The 15,989-nt window shown below is 69.9% G+C and carries 14 protein-coding genes and 2 pseudogenes; 10 read left to right on the top strand and 6 right to left on the bottom strand.

Annotated elements, in window-relative coordinates:
- Window positions 1–355: 355 nt before the first annotated feature.
- On the bottom strand, window positions 356–772 hold the full coding sequence (locus tag ACFYW3_RS35030; protein ID WP_389388475.1) for a hypothetical protein: 417 nt from the start codon (window positions 770–772) through the stop codon (window positions 356–358).
- Between the two features lie 44 nt (window positions 773–816).
- Between ACFYW3_RS35030 and ACFYW3_RS35025 the strand changes: the two genes are divergently transcribed.
- Together ACFYW3_RS35025 and ACFYW3_RS35020 are read left to right on the top strand one after the other, a co-directional pair.
- Window positions 817–1,083 (top strand): hypothetical protein, encoded by a 267-nt coding sequence (locus tag ACFYW3_RS35025; RefSeq protein ID WP_389388474.1) that lies wholly within the window; start codon window positions 817–819, stop codon window positions 1,081–1,083.
- Between the two features lie 162 nt (window positions 1,084–1,245).
- Window positions 1,246–1,548, top strand: a pseudogene (locus ACFYW3_RS35020) (hypothetical protein); the annotation flags it as partial.
- 528 nt (window positions 1,549–2,076) lie between these two features.
- Here the strand turns inward: ACFYW3_RS35020 and ACFYW3_RS35015 are convergent.
- On the bottom strand, window positions 2,077–4,005 hold the full coding sequence (locus ACFYW3_RS35015; protein WP_389388473.1) for an FHA domain-containing protein: 1,929 nt from the start codon (window positions 4,003–4,005) through the stop codon (window positions 2,077–2,079).
- A gap of 417 nt (window positions 4,006–4,422) precedes the next feature.
- On the opposite strand from ACFYW3_RS35015, the gene ACFYW3_RS35010 reads away from it, so the two are divergent.
- Window positions 4,423–6,030 carry a protein kinase gene (locus ACFYW3_RS35010; protein ID WP_389388506.1) on the top strand — a complete coding sequence of 536 codons (1,608 nt, stop codon included), beginning with the start codon at window positions 4,423–4,425 and terminating at the stop codon, window positions 6,028–6,030.
- Between the two features lie 585 nt (window positions 6,031–6,615).
- Here the strand turns inward: ACFYW3_RS35010 and ACFYW3_RS35005 are convergent.
- Window positions 6,616–6,987 (bottom strand): annotated as a pseudogene (locus tag ACFYW3_RS35005) (MerR family transcriptional regulator); the annotation flags it as partial.
- A 116-nt stretch (window positions 6,988–7,103) separates the two neighbouring features.
- Between ACFYW3_RS35005 and ACFYW3_RS35000 the strand changes: the two are divergent.
- The 5 genes from ACFYW3_RS35000 (at window position 7,104) to ACFYW3_RS34980 (ending at window position 11,413) form a co-directional block, all read left to right on the top strand.
- Window positions 7,104–8,177, top strand: a complete 1,074-nt coding sequence (locus ACFYW3_RS35000; RefSeq protein WP_389388472.1) for an alkene reductase — start codon at window positions 7,104–7,106, stop codon at window positions 8,175–8,177.
- A 520-nt stretch (window positions 8,178–8,697) separates the two neighbouring features.
- On the top strand, window positions 8,698–9,498 hold the full coding sequence (locus tag ACFYW3_RS34995) for a rhomboid-like protein (RefSeq protein ID WP_389388471.1): 801 nt from the start codon (window positions 8,698–8,700) through the stop codon (window positions 9,496–9,498).
- A 504-nt stretch (window positions 9,499–10,002) separates the two neighbouring features.
- Window positions 10,003–10,497, top strand: a complete 495-nt coding sequence (locus tag ACFYW3_RS34990) for a TM2 domain-containing protein (RefSeq protein ID WP_389388470.1) — start codon at window positions 10,003–10,005, stop codon at window positions 10,495–10,497.
- Window positions 10,469–10,909, top strand: a complete 441-nt coding sequence (locus ACFYW3_RS34985) for a DUF2752 domain-containing protein (protein ID WP_389388469.1) — start codon at window positions 10,469–10,471, stop codon at window positions 10,907–10,909. The genes ACFYW3_RS34990 and ACFYW3_RS34985 overlap by 29 nt, the downstream gene beginning before the upstream one ends.
- A gap of 240 nt (window positions 10,910–11,149) precedes the next feature.
- Window positions 11,150–11,413 (top strand): TM2 domain-containing protein, encoded by a 264-nt coding sequence (locus ACFYW3_RS34980; protein ID WP_351755883.1) that lies wholly within the window; start codon window positions 11,150–11,152, stop codon window positions 11,411–11,413.
- Between the two features lie 575 nt (window positions 11,414–11,988).
- On the opposite strand, the gene ACFYW3_RS34975 is transcribed toward ACFYW3_RS34980, so the two are convergent.
- The gene (locus ACFYW3_RS34975; RefSeq protein WP_389388468.1) at window positions 11,989–12,528 is read right to left on the bottom strand and encodes a 2'-5' RNA ligase family protein; all 540 of its coding nucleotides are present in this window, start codon (window positions 12,526–12,528) and stop codon (window positions 11,989–11,991) included.
- An 885-nt stretch (window positions 12,529–13,413) separates the two neighbouring features.
- Between ACFYW3_RS34975 and ACFYW3_RS34970 the strand changes: the two genes are divergently transcribed.
- Window positions 13,414–14,214, top strand: coding sequence for an amidase domain-containing protein (locus tag ACFYW3_RS34970; protein ID WP_389388467.1), 801 nt, complete (start codon window positions 13,414–13,416; stop codon window positions 14,212–14,214).
- A complete protein-coding gene (locus ACFYW3_RS34965; RefSeq protein WP_389388466.1) occupies window positions 14,172–14,339 on the top strand; it encodes a hypothetical protein in 168 nt (55 codons plus the stop codon). The genes ACFYW3_RS34970 and ACFYW3_RS34965 overlap by 43 nt, the downstream gene beginning before the upstream one ends.
- 26 nt (window positions 14,340–14,365) lie before the next feature.
- Here ACFYW3_RS34965 and ACFYW3_RS34960 read toward each other — a convergent pair whose 3' ends face one another.
- Together ACFYW3_RS34960 and ACFYW3_RS34955 are read right to left on the bottom strand one after the other, a co-directional pair.
- Window positions 14,366–14,791 carry a transposase gene (locus ACFYW3_RS34960; RefSeq protein WP_389388465.1) on the bottom strand — a complete coding sequence of 142 codons (426 nt, stop codon included), beginning with the start codon at window positions 14,789–14,791 and terminating at the stop codon, window positions 14,366–14,368.
- Window positions 14,792–14,922: 131 nt separating this feature from the next.
- Window positions 14,923–15,723 carry a maleylpyruvate isomerase family mycothiol-dependent enzyme gene (locus ACFYW3_RS34955; protein WP_351755896.1) on the bottom strand — a complete coding sequence of 267 codons (801 nt, stop codon included), beginning with the start codon at window positions 15,721–15,723 and terminating at the stop codon, window positions 14,923–14,925.
- Between the last annotated feature and the right edge of the window lie 266 nt (window positions 15,724–15,989).

Genomic DNA, 15,989 nt, shown 5'->3' with positions numbered 1-15,989 from the left:
CGCGTTCTCAGGGTCTGGGGCATAGGAAAGCCATCCCTCCCGAAGAGCGGCGGACCGGACCTCTCGGGCAAGTCTCTCAATCTCTCTCAGGTGTTCTGTCTCTGTCAGGTCAGATCGGGTCATGGCGCGAAGTCTGACAGCTGGTGGCGTCCGCGTCGCCAGGCTTTAGGGCGCCGACGGCCGAGTCCCGGGGCCGGAACAGACCGGAACCCGGAGCAGCTTCAAGCCGGATCAATCGCGGCCTCACTCACAAAGCGGAGCCGTCCTTGCCACCGGCGAGGCGTACACCCGCCCAGCACACCACAAGGTCGGCACGAAACTCCGGAGAAGCGGCCGAATAGCCGGCTCAGGGTTTCTACGGCCGCGCGGCAACAGCATCGACGCCGGACGCCCGCAGCTTGCGGGCCAGGAACTCCATCTCAGGCATCGTGCCCAAGTGGGCTCCCGCCAAGACCTCCCTCAGCAGGGTCTTGACTTCCACCAGACCTATGCCAAGTTCTGCCCGCAGAACCCGCATGATCGCAGCGTTCCTCGCTGATGGATCCACCTGGAGGCGGGCCGGCCCCCGCTCGGAGAGCAGCCGTATCCGTAGTTCGGAAGGCAGATCACCGCCGCAGTCAGCCATCGCAAACCCGCAGGCTGAACACCTGGACTCGGTGTCCCAGCGCAAGGAGCCGTGGACCAGGGCTTGGACGCCCCAGCACTCCGACTCCGCACCGCAGTCCTGGCACCCAGCCGAGTACCTGATGGACTCGAAGACCGCCTGATCCATACCCACCCCTTCAAGGAGTTGAGGTTAGACGACAGGCTGAGCGCATGCGATACGAGGAGAAGGCGAAGCTCACCGCCGCGAAAGTCCTGGTCCCGTTGGCCATCCTTGTCGCCTCACCAGTGCTGCTGATGGCTGGAGCGCCGGTCCGCCGCCGCTACCTCCGCTACGTCTACCGGGATGAGGCCCCGGCGATCCTGGACAAGGAGCAGGGCCGAATCAGTGTCCACTGGTTCGTGGTCATGAGCCCGCTTCTCGCATGGCTCTGCCGGCCCACAGAGACACTCGCCCGGCTCATCTCGCGCCGAGGTTGAACGGCAAAGCTGAGCACGGAACGTGGCACCTGACAGGTGTCCCGACCCCGCCCTCCCAGGCGGCGTGAGCAGGATTGCCGTCACCGAAGGTGCACCGGCTCCTGTCACCTTGAGATCGTTCGTGGTCTTGACTCTCGACGCAGAGAGCCCCGAGGAGACGAGTTGATCACGGAGTACCCGCAGAAGCTGCGCGAGCGCTACATTGCCGCCACCGTCATGCCGGTCGCGGTCGCGGTCGCGGTCGCGGTCGCGGTCGCGGTCCCTGTCCCTGTCCCTGTCCCTGTCCCTGTCCCGGTCGCGGTCCCGGTCCCGGTCCCGGAGCCGTGGCAGCCGGTGCTGGACCACAGGACCGCCATCGGGGGTCTGCTCGGCATTGGCTTCGCCGTCCATCCCGACAGCGGGCACGACCTCGTCATGGTCGTGCTCAGGGATGGCCATGGACTCCTCGAGGCGGTCACCGACGAGGACTTTGACGATTGAGCGGACAGCCGGACAGCCGGACAGCCGGGCAGCCGGGCAGCCGGGCAGCCGGGCAGGCGGACAGCCGGGCAGCAGGCGAAGGAGCGGCAGCCAGTGGTGGCGTCGAGGAGGCGTTCGTCGGCCGTCACACCCGGTGTCAGAGGGCGTTGAGAGCCCGCGACGGGCAGCAGTCGGATGCGCACCGCCTCCCGCGTCTCCCACTCCTCGAGCAACGACACCAGCGACGCGGACCCCGCGGCCGACCCGAAGGTGATCGCCCTTGCTCCGCCGCCCGACCCCGCTCGCCGCCCACACCGGCGAGCGGGGCCCTCGCCTCACCGCGCTCGACGGGGCCCCCGCGCTGGGCGCGGCGCTCGCGCTCGACGAGGCCCCCGTGCTCGACGGGGCGTTCGCGGATCCTTCGGTGACCGACGTCCGCTGGTTCTGGCGGCCCGTCGGGTGGCGCCGATCAGCCCCTCCCGATCCGCCTGCGACGCTCCCACCTGCCCGAGGCGGACCTTCCGCACCTCCCCCTCAGGCGTGCGGCTGCTGTACGAGGCTGCGCGGGTCCGCCGGGCGGGGCACGAAGACGGGGGAGTCCGACTGGTAGAAGAGGTCGATGTCGGCCTCCTCACCGCCGACGATCAGCGTGTCCCAGGCGCCGCTCTCCCGCAGGGTGCGCAGGGTGGCCGGGGAGATGGACGCGAGGTGGGAGCGGAGTTCGTCGTCGGTGGGCAAACCCGGCAGCCGGGACCCCAGCCGGTCGCGGATCCCGGCCATCCGGTCCAGCAGCGCCTCCAGGTCGCTCCCGTCCGCGGTGCGGGAACCGGCCCCGGCCCCGGCCCCGGCCTCCGCCCCCGCGCTGCGCGCGATGATGTCCCTGATGGCACGGGTGACACCCTGGTCGTCCGTGGTCACCATGGCGTTCCAGGCTCGGCTCTTGTGCCGGTACTGGAGCATCGACATCGCCGCCTCGTGTCGGATGAAGTCGGCGTCCCGCAGCGGCTTTCCCTGCCAGGCGCGGCTGAGCGACCGGGCCAGTGACGTGGCCGAGGCGAGGCCGCTGTTGAGGCCGCGGCCCGGCCAGAAGTGGATGGCGTTGGCCGCGTCGCCCAGCAGGAAGCCGTAGGTGCCGGGGCTGGTCGCCGTGGGCCGGTGCAACTGTGCGGTGAATCGCGGGCGCTGCACCATGTCCAGCCGGAACGAGGTGATCGCCGACAGGTCGTCCTCGGCCACCCCGAACAGGCTGAGGCCCTGCCGGATCTCCTTCCACAGCGGCGAACCGCGCAGCAGGGCGGGGAGGAAGAGGGTGCCGTGGGTGGGGCAGCGGAACTCGTTGTCCTCCTCCTGCCGGCTCATCAGGCAGGGTCGGGCGGCGATGCATTCCTCGAAGACGTGGCGTATCGGATCGATGCCGATGACGCTCTTGGCCTCGTCCCGCGTCAGCCGCATGTTCAGGAAGCCCTCGCCGCGCAGCGAGTTGAGCAGGAAGCGGTTCTGCGACACGGTGAGCAGCACGCTCATCGGGTCCGGCAGCCTCGACTTCACCCGCAGCCCCAGGACGACGTCCTGGAGGTGCTCGCCGTCGAGGGAGTAGATCGAGGCGTCGGCCGCGCCGAAGCGGTCGGCGTAGTGCTCGCGCGTGCGGGAGCGGCCGCCTTCGCAGACCACCAGGACGTGCTCCTGCGTGAGCCGGTTCTGCTGCTCCGTCACGTCGAAACGCCGGGCAACGAGTCGGATCGCCGCCCTTCGGTTGGCCAGTTCCAACAGCCGGTCCTCGATGTGGGCGATCCGGATGTTGCGGGGCGGCCGGCCGTCGACCGAGTCCGGGCCGACCGGCCACATCTCGGAGTAGGCGCCGCCGTCGTCGAACAGTGCGGAGAGCACCTCCTCGGACAGGGCGAGGTACTGCCGGCTCTGGACGGTCACCACCTGTTGGCGGCGGAAGTTGCCCTGTGTCTCGTCCTTCCAGACGACCGAGGAACCCTTTCTGGTCCAGCGCCCGTCGTAGAGGGTGATGGCGGTCCGCCCGGGCAGCATCTCATCGAGGGCCAGCGCGAAGGCGAGGCCCACCGGACCACCGCCGGTGATGGTGACCCGCAGCATGCCCGGGTCCGCGGTGCCTGCCCGGGGGACGTCCAGAAGGGAGAGGTCCATGACCGTCTCCATGGCGTCCTGCGCCTCATACAGAAACGTTTCATCACCGATGCGGACGCAGTCGTTCGGACGCAGGACATGACGGGTGATCCGCTGGTCGTTGACGAACGTGCCGTTCCGGCTCTCCCGGTCGTACAGGACGAACCCGGCGTCCTCCGTGAGGACCTCGGCGTGCAGCCGGGAGGCGTTGGGGCTGACGATCACGATGCTGTTGTCGCTCTTGCGCCCGAAGCTGAGGGGCTCGCTGCCCAGAACCACGCTCTGTCCGGTGAACGGACCCGTGCGCCCGACGATGACCGATGGCACTGCACACCCCTTGAAATGACGCTGCTGATTGCTCGTACGACAGCAACACGTCATCGAGAACGTGTTCGGTTCAATCATTTTCTTGGAATCTTTTGAGTCCCGCTGAACCAGGGGCCCGTTCCGTACGTGGTGTTCGCGTCGGCCGGCGACAAGAGGAGAACCGCCCCCATGCACATCGAGGAAACCGAGACCGGGATGGAGACCGCGCTCGCGGCCACCACCGCGGCCACCGCTGCGGCGACCAGGCCGGATACGGTCACCACCGAGGCCACCACCGAGGCCACGATCGCGTCCACCACCGGAGCCACCACCCGAGGCACGGCCGCCACCGCTGCCACACCCGTACCGGTTCCGGCGGCTGGGGAGCGGCTGATCGCGGGCCGCTACCGGCTGCTGTCCCGCCTCGGCGAAGGAGGCATGGGCACCGTGTGGCGGGCCCGCGACGAGACTCTCCACCGGGAGGTCGCCGTCAAGGAGGTGCGGGCCCCGGCCGGTCTGCGGGCCGAGGACATCGCGCGGATGTACAGCCGGCTGGAACGTGAGGCGTGGGCGGCGGCCCGGATACCCGACCGCAACGTGATCACCGTCCACGACGTGGTCATGGAGGACGATCGGCCCTGGATCGTGATGGAACTGGTCCAAGGCCGATCGCTGGCCGAACTCCTTCGCGACGAGGGGCCGCTCACCCCGCGGCACGCCGCACGCATGGCCGCCGACGTGTTGAGCGCGCTGCGGGCCGCGCACGCCGTCGGGGTGGAGCACCGCGACGTCAAGCCGGCGAACGTGCTGCTCGCCGCAGACGGACGGGTGGTGCTCAGCGACTTCGGCATCGCCGTGGTCGAGGGCAGCACCGCGCTGACCATGACCGGCGAGCTCGTCGGCTCCCCCGAGTACCTGCCACCGGAGCGGGCGCTGGGCCGCCCCTCGGGCCCCGAGTCGGACCTGTGGTCGCTCGGCGTCATGCTGTACGCGGCGGTGGAGGGCATCTCCCCGTTCAGGCAGGCCACCGCGCTGAGCACCTTGCGGGCAGTCGTGGACGAGGAACCGCCGGTGCCGACCCGCGCCGGCCCACTCGCCCCGGTCATCGCCGGGTTGCTCCGCAAGGACCCCGCCGAACGCACCCCCGCCGCCGAAGCCGCCATGGCCCTACGGGACATCGCCCACGAGCCCGACGCCACGACGACCGCCGCCCCCATCCTGCCGACCGCCACGACACCCGCCCCCACGGCGGAAACCGCCACCGCGGCGCCCCCGACCGCCACGGACGAAGCCACCGCCACACCCGCACACACCGCCACGCCCGCGCCCGCACACAGCGCCACACCCGCACGCACCGCCACGCCCGCGCCCGCACACAGCGCCACACCCGCACGCACCGCCGCGCCCGCGCCCGCACACACCGCCACGCCCACGCCCGCAAGCACCGCCACGCTCACGCCCGCACGCACCGCCGCGCCCGCGCCCGACACCACGCCCGCGCCCGAGGCAACGACCGCGCCCGACAGCACCTCGGAACCCGTGACCGAGGGGCCCGCCCGAATCGAAGCCGCCGAGGCGAGTGCGACCTCCGACCGGCCCCGCAGGCCTCGTACGGTGCTCCTCGTCGCGGCCGGCGTGGCGGCCTGCGCACTGACCGCGGGTGGACTGACCTACGCGCTGTCCGGCAACGACGGGGACACCGCCACCGGTTCGGGCGTACGGATGTCGGTGGCGGGCGCGAACACGACGTACACCGGCAACTGCCCGACGCCCGAGGGCCGGGCCCCGGCGTTCACCGCGACGTTCACCGCATCCGAACCGACACTGATCTCCTACCGTTGGGTGTCCGGTGACGGCTCGGTGGTGGATCCGCACTGGCGCACCCTGTCCATCGGCGACAAGGCCAACCCGACGGGCCACGACACCGTACGCCTGACCACCTACACGAAGGCGGGCACCCTCACCACCGGCATGGCCGTGGAACTCCAGAGCCCCACCCGCACCCTCTCCAACCCGGTGCCCTTCTCAATCACCTGTACCGGCTGATCCCCCAGGAAGCGGAGTCGCGGAGGCCCGACGACGACCCGATCCGTTCCCGCACCTTGACGAGGTGCGGACCCGCGCACACGGGCCCCGACTCGTCGGCGGCCCGCCTTCCGACAGGTGCCCGCCCGGCCGTGCGCCGTCGCGTCACTCACCGCAGGTCCACTACGGCGGGCGTGGGCCGTTGGCGGGTTCGGTGCGGGCCCGGCACAGGGTCTGCGCAGCGGCCGTGGCCCGGGGACCGTGGACCACACGGCCGTTGATGCGACGTGACCGCATCAGACGAGCTGCCGTGGGGCCCGGAGCGGCCTCGTCCACCGCGCGGAGCCGCTCGGCCGCCGACACCACGTCCGCGGCCGAGCGCATTCATCGGGCACGCCCTGAACCCACCAGGTCTGCGGGGCCCGGTGGGGACGCTGGTGTCCGTGGATCACCGATGTGGCCAAGGAGTGAAGGAGCGAAGGAGTGAGAGTGGCTTCAGTCCCGCACCGGCGTCTTCGCTCTGGACGGCCGCGTGGTCCACGAGCCCTTCCCCTGTCCGGAAGGGTGCGTTGGCCGGCAGGAGGCCGGGGGCTGCCAGTCCGAACCTGCTCCTGCGGCCCTCATCTGCTCTTGGTGTGCCCGGGCCGTGGCCATCAGCGCGTCCAGAGTGTCCCTGGTCCGCAGAAGTTCGGCGATGTGCGCGGAGAGCCGCTCGCGCTCCAGCGCCATCCGCTCCAGCGCGGCGTCGGAGTGCTCTTCACTGGGCGCATCGATGCAGGGCATCAGCTCGGTGATGGTGCGACTGGACAGGCCCGCGGTGTACATCCGCTGGATGAAGGCGATCCGCTCGATCTCGGCGTCCGTGTAGTGCCGCTGCCCGCTGGCACTGCGCGTACTCGTGAGCAGCCCCTGCTCCTCGTAGTAGCGCACGGACCGGACGCTGACTCCGGCGCGTGATGCGAGTTCCCCGATCCGCATGTGGCCCTCCCGGCGAAGATTCGTGTCGTAGACCCTTGCCTCTGACATCGATGTGAGGTTTTAGCGTAGCTGCTGTTCCCGAACCGCGGGCACGACAACTGCGAAGGAGTGCAGGCATGACGAGTCTGTTCACCAGTTACCAACTCGGCGGCCTCACGCTGCCCAACCGGATGGTCATGGCCCCGATGTCCCGCGTCCGCGCCGCCGCCGGCGGCCTGGCGACCCCTTCCATGGCGACCTACTACGCCCAGCGGGCCACGGCCGGACTGATCGTGAGCGAAGGGGTGCAGCCGAGCCTGATCGGGCAGTCCAATCCGGGTACACCGGGACTGCACACCGACGAACAGGTCGAGGCATGGCGCCCCGTGACCGCCGCCGTCCACGCCAACGGAGGGCGAATCTTCGCCCAGATCATGCACGGAGGCCGCGTCTCGCACCCCGACACCACCGGCCTCCAGCCCGTCGGTCCGTCCGCGGTCCCCGCCGTCGGCGACGTGTTCACCCCCACCGGCCCGCAGCCCGCCCCGATGCCGCGGGCGTTGGAGACCACCGAAGTGCCCGAACACGCGCGGTCCTACGCCGTGGCCGCCCGCCGCGCCGTGGACGCGGGCTTCGACGGAGTGGAACTGCACGGCGCCAACGGCTACCTGATCTCACAGTTCCTGTCATCCAACGCCAACCGGCGCACGGACCGCTACGGAGGCACGATCGCCAACCGCATCAGGTTCGCCGTCGAGGCCGTCGCCGCCACCGTCGAGGCCGTCGGCGTGGAGAGGACCGGCCTCCGGCTCTCACCGGGCGGGACCTTCTGGGGAGTGGAGGAGAGCGAAGTCCGTGACCTCTACACCGCGCTGCTCGCCGAACTGGACCCCCTTGGGCTCGCGTACGTACACCTCGAAGCCACCAGCGACGAAGCCACGCTCGTCGCCCTGCGCCGTGCCTGGCAGGGCACGCTCGTGATGAACCCGGTGTTTCCGATGGGCCCCAAGCAGACCGGGAGGGAGGACGCCGACCACTGGCTCGGCCTGGGCGCGGACCTCATCAGCTTCGGCCGGGCCTTCCTCGCCAACCCCGACCTGGTCGAACGACTGCGCGGCGGTCTTCCCCTCGCCCCCGTCGACGAGGCCACGTACTTCCAAGGCGGCGACACGGGCTACCTGACCTACCCGGCCCACCAGTACGCGGCGTGACTCCGGGCCGCGGCGGGCGGGCAAACCCGCGGAGGGGACGGCAGCATCGACCCCGCCCGGGTGGCCGAGCTGGTCGTCCCCCGCACCCGCGGGCCATCATGGTCACCCGCCTGTGGGGCGAGCCGTAAGAGGGCAGCCACTCGGCCGGATCCTTGTCGGCCTCGATCCTGTTGGAGGCGGCGAACACCGCGATCAGCGTGTCGGGGCTGTTCCGGTCGTTCGCGTACGCCTCACGCCTCACGCCTCACGCCTCACGCCTCACGCCTCACGCCTCACGCCTCACGCCTCACGCCGCGCCGCACTCCACGGCGCTGGTTCAGTTGGCGGGGAGCGCCATCCGATCGGGGTGGGCGGCTGGCCGCTACTCGGGCAGCGGCTTCCACCCGGTCACGGCACCGGAGCGCGAGGGTGGCCGGCGTCGAACTCCCGGCCGGACGAGGGCCGGTGGCGCGAACCGGCCGGACGGCCAGGCGCCACCCGTCGTTTCCCGCGCTCGCCTCGACCTGGAGAATGCCGCAGTATGAACTCTCAGTCACCGTGGGGCCCTGCGGGCAGACTTCTGCGCGCGGCGCGGGCCTACCCGCGCCGCGCACCGCTCACCTTCGCCTACGTCTGCCTGCTCCTGGCCGTTCACGTCTGGATCGGTCACGGACTGTCCGCCGACCGGGCGGCCGCCGTGCTGGGCCATGTCAGCACCAACCTGGACAACCTGCAGGATCATCCGCTGTCCGCGCTGCTCGGCAGCGCGCTGTTCTTCGACGGCACGCTCACGGATGTCGCCTCGACCGAATTCGCGGGGACCTTCATCACCTTGGGCCTCGGTGTCTGCTGCTTTTTGGCCGTGGCGGAGGGCCGGTGGGGGAAGCGGCGTTCCGCGGCCGTGTTCCTCGGCGGGCATGTCGGGGCCACCCTGCTCACCGCTGCGGTCATCGCCGTCGCGGTCCGTAACGGCTGGTATCCCGTGGACGTACGTCACGCCCTGGACTACGGGGTCAGTTACGGAGCCCAGACGGTACTGGCGATCGGCACGCCGGTACTGTCCCGCCGCGCCCGCCTGCCCTGGGCCTTGTTCGTCCTCGCCTGGCCCCTCGGCGGCGCCGATTGGAGTGGACCGCTGCCGGACTTCACCACCGTCGGCCATCTCATAGCGGCGGCCCTCGGCTTCGCACTGCTGGCCGTACCCAGCTTCAGGCGGCCACGGGTCCGCCCCACCGGGCTTCCCTCGGTCACTGCCGACGACGGTAGTCATCGGGCCACCGCCGCGGCAGCGATGCCGCCGCCGGCGGCAGCCGCATCGCAGACACCTCCCAGCGGGTCCTGATCGTCGGTGACGAGGCAGGAACCGGCGGGAGACGCCGCGACCGTGCGTCCCCGCCGGAAGCCCGGTTGGCTTGATCGCGTCGACGACGCGCCCGGTGTGCGCCGGCCGATCGGTTGTCTCCGACACCGGAACCGGGACGCGCCGCATCCACGTCGATCCTCAGGACGACGCCAGTGCGACATGTCGAGACGACACGACGGAGACAGTCGGCGCTTCGGCGCGGAACTCGTCGATGCTGCAGGCCGCGCGCGGCCGGATGCCCGCTCCGGCCCCCGCCCGCCGGCGCCCCCTGGACCGCGCGGCGCGGTGCGCAGATCGTGGAAGCCGAGCAGCTCGTACGACCGGCAATCTGGCGTGTCGTCGGATCAGTCGTAGGGGGCCGGGAATCCGGTCAAGAGCACCCCGGTCCGCGCGCGGCGGGTCCTCTGCTGCAAGATGTTCTGCACTCGCCTCACCTGCGCATGATCCGATCATCTGACCTCGGGGGAAATCACCTTGTCCGAAATGCCACAGCAGCCCCAGCAGCCCCAGGAGCCACAGCAGCAGCCGCCGCAGCCGCCCCCGTCCGGCTACGGGTACCCGGGCGCCGGCCCCGGCGGTCCGCACGACGCGGGCCACCCCGACCACCCCGGGCAGCCCGGTCCCAACCCCTACGGCCATCCCCAGCCCGGCCAGCCGCCGTACCCGGGCTACGCCCACCCCGGGTACCCCGCCCCGGGTTACCTCCCTCCCGGCACTTTCACCGGCGACCCCCAAGCCCCCTACGGGTACGACCTCATGGGCCGCCCCTACTCCGATAAGTCGAAGATCGTCGCGAGCGTGCTCCAGCTCACCCTGGGCACCTTCGGCGTCGGCCGGTTCTACATGGGCGACATCGGCATCGGCCTGGCCCAGTTGTTCACCTGTGGCGGCCTCGGCATCTGGGCGCTGATCGACGGCATCGTCCTGCTGGTCAGCGACGACAAGACCGATGCCAACGGGCGGATCCTGCGTGGCTGACGCCGAGCGCCTCTCCGTGAGGTGTTCGGCCGCACTGCGGCACCCGGCGGCGGCTCCCCTCGTGGTGCTCGCCGCCGGCGCGGCCGGTTCCGCGTATCTCTACGGCACCGACCCGCACCAGCCCGGCCACTGGCTCCCGCAGTGCCCGTTCCGGCTCGTCACCGGCCTGCTCTGCCCCGCCTGCGGAGGCACCCGCATGGTGTACGACCTGATGCACGGTCAGTTCGCCCAGGCCTGCCTCGACAACCGTGTCCTGCTGCTCGCCTCGCCGTACGCGCTCGCCTTGCTGGTCCGCTGGATGTGGGCGGGCCTGCACGGCCGCACCTGGCGACCGCGCCTGAGTTCGAGAGCCCTGGCGGTCGTCCTCGGAGTCGCGGTGGCATGGACTGTGCTCCGGAACGCAGTTGGCTGAATTTGATCACAGATCGGGAACACTGAGTCACCTGCACTCCCTCTTTACGCTCTCTTCACGTTAGGCTCACCAGTCGCAGGGGGGGACGTCCTGGCATGGCCGAGCCGTGTGAGGGCGTTGGTCGGCATCGGCGGACATCGGTTCGACGCGCGTGATCGCGGCGTCGTCGCATCCCCCCTGGACTCCGCCTTTCGGAACAGGCCGCCCCGGCCTCCCGCAGTCATCCCAGGAGCACTTTTCATGACCGTCCCCACCCCGCAGGCTCCCTACGGGGTCGACCCCCTGGGTCGTCCGTACTCCGACAAGTCCAAGATCGTCGCCGGTATTCTCCAGCTCTTCCTGGGCACCCTCGGCATCGGACGCTTCTACGTCGGCTCCGTCGGCGTGGGCATCGCCCAGTTGTTCACCTGTGGCGGCCTCGGCGTCTGGGCGCTGATCGACGGCATCCTGTTCCTCACCAGCAACGACCGTACCGACAAGCAGGGTCGTGTCCTGCGCGGCTGACACCGGCGCGGCAACACGGCGAGGGCCCCGCTCCTTCACCTGAGTTCCAGTGGTCCTCGGAACACGCCGGCTCAGGGGATGTGACGGCCTTCGAGATACGGCAGGACAAGGCAGGCAGGGGTGTCGTCCGACGCGTGAGCGGGAGGCATGCTTCCAGCTCATGCGGCAGGGCTACCGCAGCGCGGAAGCCTGCCGGCTCGTCGGCGTCGACTACCGGACCGGCAAGAGAGCAAGAGCTGGTGCAGCGGAAGGCATTCGCCGTCTGATGGACGGAAGCCGCGATCTGCGATTCATGCGGAGGTCGCGGCTTCCGGCTTGTCCGGGTGCCTCCGTGAGGAAGAACCCGTCCACCCGGCCGACCGGCTGCGCGAGAAGGCCTCCCTCCGCGCCATCGCCGAACGATCCGGCCTCCACACGTGACGGCCACCCGCCACATCGAGACCGGAACCGGCTCCTACCGACTCGCCGGCACCCGAGCACGCGTCGAGCACGCTGCAGCCGGCTGCCCGGAGCCTCCTACTGGTCCGCTGTCCCAAGGGGCAGTGGACCAGCACAGCCAAGCCTCATGAGCTGGCTCATTCTCCGAGTGCGAACGACGCCCTCTCGTGCCACTTCACCCCGTCGTGCACCATGAGTTCAACCGACGCGATGTGAGACGTGAACGGGAGCCTGCCGGCGAGGTCGGCCTCGATCTCCTCCAGGACGGCGTCTTCCTGACCTTGAGCGATGGTCAGGTGCGGCACGATCTCGGCAAACCGGCCGCCATACGGCGGAGCCTCAGGCCAACGGTCAGCGATCGCCTCCGTGAGCTGCCGCAACCGAGTGTCAGGCTCGGGAACGAGATGCAGCACTTCCGGGAGTCGTCCGCATCTCTCGAACCGCAGCTCAAAGGCCTGGTGGCTGCCCAGCACGTTCGCGAGAGCGGAGTGGACGAGCGCATCTATTCGACTCTCGTCGAGGAACGGGAAGAGCACGGTGACGTGGGCGGGAACCCCGGCCTGAGCTGAGGGGTCGAGCCGTTCACGCCACCTGCGGACGGACGGCTCCGCCTCCGGGATCCGGACGATGAGCCCCGTCTGCCCCGCCTGAAACGCACTGGTGCTGTCATCTGCCATGACACCGCATGGTGTCACCTCTGTCGCGGACAGCACGGCTCCTTTTCCGCCGAACGATCACGCGCGATCTCCGAAGCCGGTCGACGAGGCGCGACGACCAAGACGCTGCCGCTCCCGCTGCCGCCATTGCCCGTGAACATCCAGAGTGCCGATGATCACTGAAACTCGCCTGAACCCACGAACAAACACTGTCGGTTGAACGGCTCTGGCTCAACTTCTCTGGTGGCGGCTCGACGATCGGTTCACCGAGCCCCGGAACGATGGGAACCAGCAGGTCAGTTCATTGGTCCGGCACGGGCGCGGGCACGTGTGGCCCAGCTCCACAGAAGTCGAGCCAGAACCGGTTGAAGCCCCGTACATCACGAGCAAGATCCGCCGCTTCGGTGTGTGGCGCCTGAACATGGAACCACCAGAGCAGGAGGCGGTCGGCCGACTGCGGACAGTGGCGTGAGGGCGTCTGCGTGGTCCGCCCCGCAGGGAGCAGAGGCCGTCTCGGAGGCTGACCCGGTGGTCTCGTTGGCTCAAGCCACGGGGCCGGCCAGCCCTCGTCCGGCCCCTCCGCGAGAGGCTCAGCCCGTACCGCGTCCGAGGAGAGCGAGAAGCCGCTGCTGAGGTGAGGCATTACGGCGGCCCGGACGGGCGCGTACATCCCTCTGGCCGCGAACGGCTCCGCCACGGGAGCGATCACCGACAGGCACGTCGCGACGGCCTCCTCGTCGAGGGACACTGCAAGATCGGCCGCCTGTGCGAGATCCCAGCACAAGGTGGGAGATCGCCCGACCTCCGTAACCGCCGAGATGCTGCGGGCGGCCACGCTCTCGGTCCCGCTCGACCCATGAGGAGATTCTCCTGGAGAAGGTCAGCGGAGGGTATGCCCGCGCGGAGGTGACCGTGACGCCAGACGAGAGCAGCGTCAGCGGGGACACCGCGACGATTGTTGCCACCGAGGACGCCCGGCTGTACTACCAGAACCCCCAGGAGGGGGTGCCCGCCTACGAGGAGTACTCCCTACCGCACACGTTGACGTTCACGCGCTCCGCGGAAGGGTGGAAGCTCGCCGGCGACCGGGCGCACACGGGCCCTTCGTCGCTGCCGCCGACCACGCAGATCACCAATCCGATCGGCGATCCCGGTCCCGTCAACGAGCCCGGTCCCGTCAACGATCCCGGCCCGGCTGGCGAGCCGGCACCCGACTCGCAGGACGAGGGCCCCAAGGAGCCGCCCAGCAGCACGGATCTGCCCGCTACGGGCATGTCGTCGCAGACTGCGAAGCCGACGGTCTCCGCCTCGTACAGCTACGACAAGATGGTTGATTACGAGAATCTGTACTGGAAGGACTACAACGGCGGCTACCGCTCCTACGGCAACGACTGCACCAACTTCATCTCGCAGGCGATGAGGGCCGGCGGCTGGAACACCACAGCAGGCAGTCCTTCCTCCCGGGCAGACAACAGCAAGTGGTTCTACGCAAGCTTTACCTGGTCAACCAGCTACACCTGGGCCGGTGCGGAGAACTGGTACTGGTTCGCCCAACGGCACTCGGGCAGGACGCAGCGGATCGCCAACATCTGGGACATGTTCCCGTCCGACGTCGCCCAAGTGGACTGGGCGGTGGACGCGACCTCAAGACCACAAAGATCGACGTGCTCAAAGAGTTCGAGCCGACGTACGCCAGCGTGCATGTGACCGGCACCGATGGCAGCGGCAAGCAGTTCAGCATCTACATTCTGATGGGCGAGAAACAAGGTGACTGGGTCATCGGTCTGGGCCAGACCCCGATCAAGGGCACCCCCAAGACACCATCCACCTAGTGCTGTGGCCGGAAACGTTCCCCGTGTCACGGCGCTCGGCACGACACCTCGCCGCGTTGTCGGACCGCCCGAGTACGTCCCGTACGAGCGGCAGTCCTCCGCCTTGCGATGCACCACACCGGACACCGCGACCCGGCAAACCTTTCCGGCCACAGCACTAGATCGTGGTTGAGCCGGCGCCGGAAGAACGCGTAGACCCGGTCCCATGGTGGGTGGTCGGCAGGCCTGGCCCGCCACTTCGTGCCGTTGTCGACCAAGTAGCGGATCGCGTCCAGCATCGCGCGCTGGCAATGAGCCTCCGGTTGCCCGGCCCGGCCCGGCCCGGCCCGCAGCCGGCCCGGCACCGGCAACAGTGGCCGGAGCGCCGCCCACTCGGCGTCCGAACATGTCGGTGGGATACCGACGCTCGCGCGCCCCGTGGTCTCTGGCGTTCCCGAAGTTCGCACTGCCATCCAGGTGGACGGTCGGCTTGGTGACGACCCGAGGCCGCCTCGCGGGTTTGAGCCCGGTGCCGCGACTGACGAACCTGGCGAAGAGTCGTGTCCCACCGGCTCGAGGCGCGGCCAACCGCCCCCGCTACGTCCTACTTCTCCTCCGGCTCCCAGGCGCGGAGCAGGTCGAGCAGCCCTGCGTCTCCGTCAACGTGCAAGGAGTCGGCCTGGATCCGGTCGTACAGGTAGAGGACCAGCTCACTGGCCGTGCCGTGGACGGAGGCGCCGGCTGCGTCCGAGTCTTCGCCGGTCTCGGCGGTGGGCGCGGGTATGCGGGTGACGCGTGCGCCGTCGCCGTCGACGGTGAGGCGCCAGGAGTGGCCCTCGGCGGCGTGGAAGTCGAAGGCCGTGGGCTTGTGCGGCCAGGCACTCGGCGTTGCGCAGACGGTGAACAGGAACTCCTCCACACCGTCGAGCGCCAGCTCGACCGGCAGCGGCTGCGGGGAGCCTCCGGCGAGCTGGGCGTCGTAAGTGTGCACGGCGGTCTCCTGGACCCGGTGCCGGGCGGTTCCGCCGGCGGTCTGCGGTGACTGCGACGCGGGCCACCACGTCCAGCAACCGCTCTCCGGTCCCGCCGCGCGCAGGGCGCCCAGCAGAAGCTGCGTCGACGCGTCCAGCCAGGCCAGCAGGGCCTCACGCTCTTCCGGCACTTCCAACGCGGCGCGCGCGGCGACGGCCTCGGCCGGGGGAGCGTCGGCAGACCCCGCGCCGACGATGGCGGCCCAGAAACGATCTCCCCCACCCAGGTGCTTCACCAGATCGAACAGCGTCCACCCGGGGCAGGACGGCACCTGCGCGTCGAGACCGGGCGCGGCGGCGACCACGGCGCGGAAGGCGGTCGACCGTTCATCGATCAGACGCAACAGGTCAGGGAACTCAAGATTCTTTTCCACGCCGAATGTCTATCACCGTGCTCCGGTGATCGGACAGCGATTTTCACAGTCGCCGCCGGTTGGCCATTGCGGACGTCCTCGCCTCCCACCGCTCGGGTGACAAGCTGCGCACTGCTGCGAGGACGCGGGTGGTGGCGGTACGCCAGGCGTCGTGCCTGTGGGCGCTCTGGCCTCGCCGTGCGGCCGGGCACCTCGGCGACGTGACGTCCACCCGGTGCGCGCGGTCATGCTGCCGCTCGATGTGATGTACGCGAGGGTCACGATGG

Source organism: Streptomyces sp. NPDC002602 (genome assembly GCF_042889445.1).
Classification (GTDB): Bacteria; Actinomycetota; Actinomycetes; order Streptomycetales; family Streptomycetaceae; genus Streptomyces.
Note: the sequence above shows the minus strand (reverse complement) of the source record. Positions and strands in the feature narration are given on the sequence as shown.